At 40.2% G+C, this 5,226-nt stretch carries 8 protein-coding genes; 4 read left to right on the top strand and 4 right to left on the bottom strand.

All coding sequences use genetic code 11. The annotated features are described in order from the left end of the window. Nucleotides 1-222 precede the first annotated feature (222 nt). Both psaM and HEQ36_RS25805 read left to right on the top strand, forming a co-directional pair. Entirely contained in the window at nt 223-318 is a 96-nt protein-coding gene (gene psaM / locus HEQ36_RS25810) for a photosystem I reaction center subunit XII (RefSeq protein ID WP_027404816.1), read from the top strand. A 249-nt stretch (nt 319-567) separates the two neighbouring features. Beyond that, nucleotides 568-978, top strand: coding sequence for a hypothetical protein (locus HEQ36_RS25805; protein WP_053540679.1), 411 nt, complete (start codon nt 568-570; stop codon nt 976-978). Nucleotides 979-1,021: 43 nt separating this feature from the next. On the opposite strand, the gene HEQ36_RS25800 is transcribed toward HEQ36_RS25805, so the two are convergent. Next, nucleotides 1,022-1,732 (bottom strand): tetratricopeptide repeat protein, encoded by a 711-nt coding sequence (locus tag HEQ36_RS25800; protein WP_168636259.1) that lies wholly within the window; start codon nt 1,730-1,732, stop codon nt 1,022-1,024. A gap of 298 nt (nt 1,733-2,030) precedes the next feature. Here HEQ36_RS25800 and HEQ36_RS25795 point away from each other — a divergent pair, with 298 nt between their 5' ends. Both HEQ36_RS25795 and HEQ36_RS25790 read left to right on the top strand, forming a co-directional pair. Then, nucleotides 2,031-2,495 (top strand): hypothetical protein, encoded by a 465-nt coding sequence (locus tag HEQ36_RS25795; RefSeq protein WP_168467266.1) that lies wholly within the window; start codon nt 2,031-2,033, stop codon nt 2,493-2,495. 13 nt (nt 2,496-2,508) lie between these two features. After that, the gene (locus HEQ36_RS25790) at nt 2,509-3,066 is read left to right on the top strand and encodes a glutathione S-transferase family protein (RefSeq protein WP_168467265.1); all 558 of its coding nucleotides are present in this window, start codon (nt 2,509-2,511) and stop codon (nt 3,064-3,066) included. A 195-nt stretch (nt 3,067-3,261) separates the two neighbouring features. On the opposite strand, the gene HEQ36_RS25785 is transcribed toward HEQ36_RS25790, so the two are convergent. The 3 genes from HEQ36_RS25785 to HEQ36_RS25775 form a co-directional block, all read right to left on the bottom strand. Beyond that, the gene (locus HEQ36_RS25785; RefSeq protein ID WP_053540675.1) at nt 3,262-3,753 is read right to left on the bottom strand and encodes a YajQ family cyclic di-GMP-binding protein; all 492 of its coding nucleotides are present in this window, start codon (nt 3,751-3,753) and stop codon (nt 3,262-3,264) included. 131 nt (nt 3,754-3,884) lie between these two features. After that, complete coding sequence (locus tag HEQ36_RS25780) at nt 3,885-4,301, bottom strand: MAPEG family protein (RefSeq protein WP_053540674.1); 417 nt, start codon at nt 4,299-4,301, stop codon at nt 3,885-3,887. Nucleotides 4,302-4,438: 137 nt separating this feature from the next. Next, nucleotides 4,439-4,942 (bottom strand): hypothetical protein, encoded by a 504-nt coding sequence (locus tag HEQ36_RS25775; RefSeq protein WP_053540673.1) that lies wholly within the window; start codon nt 4,940-4,942, stop codon nt 4,439-4,441. Between the last annotated feature and the right edge of the window lie 284 nt (nt 4,943-5,226).

Genomic DNA, 5,226 nt, shown 5'->3' with positions numbered 1-5,226 from the left:
GGGGAGTTGGGGGAGTTGGGGGAGTTGGGGGAGTTGGGGGAGTTGGGGGAGTTGGGGGAGTTGGGGGAGTTGGGGAATATTTCTTCCCAATGACAACGAACAACTGACAAATCCCCAGTTTTTGTTGCATCTTGTAACAAGATGTTTCCTAATGTTGGTAAAACAGGGAAAAGTAGTAAACGAAGTCTTGAAAATCTAGTTCAACTTAGGAGGATTTCCATCATGCCTATCTCAGATACTCAAGTTTACATTGCCTTGGTTGTAGCACTAATTCCAGGAATTCTAGCTTGGCGTTTGGCTACAGAACTATACAAATAACACCAATGTAAATCTGTTACAGGTGATCAAGCCTAGTATGCGTAAGTGTAATTTTTAAATTATTGTAGTTCTAAGCTATGGGGATTTGGAAAATTGCACCTTACCTTACTAGGTAATATTTTATTCATTTTCATACTTGTATAAATTTCCCAAAAATGAAGTAATATAGCAGCTAAATTAAGCCGCAATTAGCACCTGTTTGCTTTTGACGGTCATTACCGTAAATTATGCAAGCCTCTTGTTAGCACCATGAATGCGTTTCAACCATCTAGACCTCCTCTACAGCCCGTAGAAAACAAACGAACTGTACCAAGACCTAAACGGCACTTACGCCAACGTGCTTATCAAGTAATGGCACTGGAAACTACAGCCAAAGTAGCAGTTAATATACTTATTAGTTCAGCAGCGGTATCTGCTTTGGTACAATTATTGCCTTACCATTGGTCACAACAGGATAAGTTACGAACAGTTCGTACCGAAGTAAAAGTTATGGAAGGGCGTGTGCAAAATTTGCATACAGAATTTAGCCGCAACTTTGATCCTGGTGAAGCTAAAAGTATTATGCAACAAAAATCATTTCGCTTTGACCCTAATCAGCGTCCAGTTATATTGATGAATCAAGATCAGACTGTAATAGAACAATCTAATTCAGCACCTTGATACTCCCCCTGATAATTGTGAATTAAGTCATCTACTGCTAAAATTAGTCTTCAAAAAACAGCAACTCATTTAACCAGGTTTCGACTTGTAAACGCAAGCGATAACCAGAAACATCTTGATGATTTAAAGATGGTAGACCTGCCAATGCGCGACGATAATCGGCAACCGCACAATTCCAATCACCCCAGAGATGATAAGTCCGTCCCCGTTCCGCCCAAATATTGCCTTTAAGTTGACCAAATAGCATCGCAATTTCCAAGTTTTCAATAGCTTCAGCATAGGTTCCCAAATCGCGTAAAGTAATACTACGATTAATCCAAGCCCGAACATGATGGGGATTGAGATCCAATGCTTGTTCATAATCAGCTAATGCGTCCGTTAATTGACCACAAGCAGCGTAATAATTAGCCCGATTATTGTAAGCACTAGCTAATTTAGAATTTAGATCCAAGGCTTTGTTATAATCGGAGATGGCTTTTTGACTATCACCACTTTGAAAATAAATTAGTCCCCGGTTATTGTAATCAACAGCATTTTCGGGATGATGGTCAATCAGGTGACTTAACAGAGCGATCGCTTTGGTATAATCCCCTTGTTGTGCTAACTTCAAAGCACAAGAGCGTAAATAACGTTCTTCTAACATTGATTCATTACCATCCTGTAACCGATCAGATTGATGACAAGAATTGTTTTGATCAGAAAGACATACTTGATTGTTTTGAATACCAGAATTTAAAAAAGAGTGCTTATTCATACGTTGCCTATTTGATTTACTTGATTTGTCAAATAAAATTACAGTTTGTGTGTCTTAATGCCTCTAGGATTGTTGAAGAACGTGGATTTTACATCCAGCAACAGATGAGCCATAAGTCTAATAATGTATACTTCATACCCAAGTTCAATTCCCGAATCAGTAAAATTCTAAAGAATTGAAGTGTAAATTTTAATGATGACAGGGAAAAAGCAAAGGAAAGAAGCAAAAGACAAGAGAAAATTTTACCAGTAACAACTGACAAACCCCCTATTTCCCAATTTTAGAAGAGACATTTCTTATGACAACAACAATTTCTTATGCTGATGCAACCGACCTTAATACTGAGGACTATATTGTTCTTGGTTTAGCTACGTGCTTTTATAAAGAAGACGGGGAAGTGCATCAAATTGAAGTGATAGAACCCATTCCTTCCGCAGCTTTAGAAGCTATATGTAAACAAATTCCTACCTCTTACAGATTGATTTATGCAACAACTTTGGGATCTGTATTAGAGGGTGATAAACTACTTTTGCCAGCAGGGTTTCCAGAGTCAGCACAATTTGGAGATGAGTTTCCATTACGGTTATTTTCTGCGGCTCGTACCTATAAGCGCCGTGAAGTAGCCCAAACATTGATTCCCTTGGGAACTACTAAAACCGATTTGAATTATTCGACAGAGCGCAAACGAGTCCTAAATGCAGCTAGAGTTGTCACCAAAGACGACAACGTAAAACAACACTCTCACACTCACAAAGTTCTTTAATATCCTTATGACTATGTTGAAACTTTACGGCGGCGCTCGCAGTCGGGCTGCGATTATCCAGTGGTACTTAGAGGAACTGGAAGTTCCTTATGAATTCGTACTGTTAGATATGAAAGCAGGGGAACATCTCCAGCCTGAGTTCCTCAAAATTAACCCTATGGGTAAAGTTCCCGCAATTGTTGATGGTGATTTCCAGCTTTGGGAATCAGGCGCGATTTTGCTTTATTTAGCGGAAAAATACGCTAAAACCGCTTATTCATTAGAAGAAAAAGCCATATTTACCCAGTGGGTATTATTTGCCAACTCTAGTCTAGGAACAGGTATTTTTATAGAAGCCAATCGTGAACGAGAAATGCCACGATTATTGACTCCTTTAAATGAAATTTTGACAAAACAGCCTTTCTTACTGGGTAATGATTTTACCGTTGCTGATGTAGCTGTGGGATCAATCCTCTCCTATATCCCCATTATGCTGAAATTAGATTTGAGTGACTACCCAGCAATTGTGAACTATATTCAGTCAATGTCCGAACGTCCCGCTTTTCAAAAAAGCATCGGGGGAAGTAAGTAATTTGGGGTAATTGGTAATGAGAATAATTCTTTCTCCCTGCCCCTACCCCAGGGCAAACGCACCTAAGTTCTGTAATCCATGTCCAGCAAGGGTTTCAACTTTTATTTACAAAACTAAACAATCGTCAAAACCTTTGTCCAGTAAGCATTCTAAAAATAAGATGCGTTTGCCCTGCCCCCTACCCCCTGCTCCCTGCTACCGATAATTGGTAAATTGCAAGGCAACTGGGAAATCTTCTTGTTTAAGACGTTGAATCACCAGTTGTAAATCATCTTTTGATTTAGCTGTTACTCGGACAGCGTCACCTTGAATCGAAGATTGCACCTTTTTAATTTCGTCTCGAATCAATTTAGAAATTTGTTTGGCAATTTCTTGACTGATGCCTTTTTTGAGAGTGATTTCTTGACGGACACGGTTGCCGCTGGCAGATTCGATTTTGCCAAATTCAAAAATTTTCTGGGAAAGGTTACGCTTGGCGGCTTTTTCTCGCAGGATAGTATGGACAGACTCTAAGGTAAAGTCGCTGTCAGTGCCAATGGTGATTTTTTCCTCACCTAATTCAATTGTGGTTTGAGTATCTTTAAGATCGTAACGGCTTTTAACGTCTCTTGTGACTTGATCAATAGTATTAACTAATTCTTGTCTATCAAAGTCGCTGACGATATCAAAAGAAAAAGAAGCAGCCATAAATAAAATTGGTAATTGGTAATTGGAAAGAGGCAAGAGGCAAGAGGCAAGAGGCAAGAGGCAAGAGGCAAGAGGCAAGAGGCAAGAGGCAAGATTAAAAATAAATATTCCCCTTATTCCCTTTTGCTTAATTATTTAATTTGCATGAGACTGAGGTAAAACAAAGTTCCTGAACTAAAAGAAGCAATACCAAACATGAGCGATCGCAACAGGGGTATATTCGTAATATAGAAAATAGAGTATAGCAATCGAGCAATATTAAAAGCGATCGCTGCGGTTACTGCTTCAATTGAACTCACCCCAGTAACATACGCCATTAACGCTGCTGCGGCAAAAACCATAAACCCTTCAAAGGAGTTTTTGTGGGCCCATGTTGCCCGTTGGGCATAGGGTGGCAACTTATCAAACATGGCGCGAGGAGCAGAAAGATCATATCCTATCTGCACTCTAGCAAAAGCTACTAATAAATAGGGTACATAAATGAGAATAGCCGCGACGACAATAGAGTATAAAAAAATAGCAGGTACTGGTAACAGAGATAGGGACATTCAACTAATTTAATAAGGTACTTGGCGTGGTCTTGATCATTTTTATCAATGGATAAGGGGTAATTTAGTTAACTCATTACCCTTTAACCAGTAATTTCCCATCTCTACCATTGGCTTTGCAAAAACAGCAGTTCACTCTAGTCAAAGTAGAAGAGTGTTACCACTTTTCGCTGGTCTTCTGCATCACTACAGGTTTGTAGCAGAGTGCGACTATCATGAAATGCAAAGCAGATTAGTTGTTGACAACGAGAAATGATTTCTTTGTTACATAAGTAACTCGCTTCAGCTAGAGACAAGTTATCATTACTGGGGTTTTCCACCAGGTGCATCACCTGTTCTAATTGCTGGCGCGATTCCTGGGGTTGACGTTCCAAGCTCTGGGGTAAAATTACCGTGAGTAAGTTGGGATCAGCCTTAGTTGCGCCCCGGATGGCCGCAGAGTTTGTGCCTGTAGCACCAGAAGTAATGATCCGGTTGCCTGATAAAATCAGAGCATAAGTCATCATTTCAATCAAATTCTGGTGGGTAATTGGCACATGACGAGAACCTAGCAAGGCAATCCGCTTGGAACCTGTTTGCTGGATAGTTGCTAGTTCTTGGGCTAATGTATCGAGGTTGATAGTATCTATTGACTGGCTCAAGGATGAAGATCATGAGATTAAACAACCTAGACATTCTACCAAACAGTGTGTAGATGGCAAACTAACTAGAGTTACATCTTGCTACAGTTGACAGTTGACAGTTGACAGTTGACAGGCTCACGAGAAGAAAATAGACTCATTTGCCCCCTCTAATAGTTCGTCAAATTTATTTTGACGGGTAATGATCGGAAAAAACTTCTGTTCTTCCTTCCCCTACCTCCCCTACCTCCCCTACCTCCCCTACCTCCCCTACCTCCCCTACCTCCCCTACCTCCCCTACCTCC

The organism is Anabaena sp. 54 (assembly GCF_017355725.1).
In the GTDB taxonomy this organism is placed as follows: domain Bacteria; phylum Cyanobacteriota; class Cyanobacteriia; order Cyanobacteriales; family Nostocaceae; genus Dolichospermum; species Dolichospermum heterosporum.
Note: the sequence above shows the minus strand (reverse complement) of the source record. Positions and strands in the feature narration are given on the sequence as shown.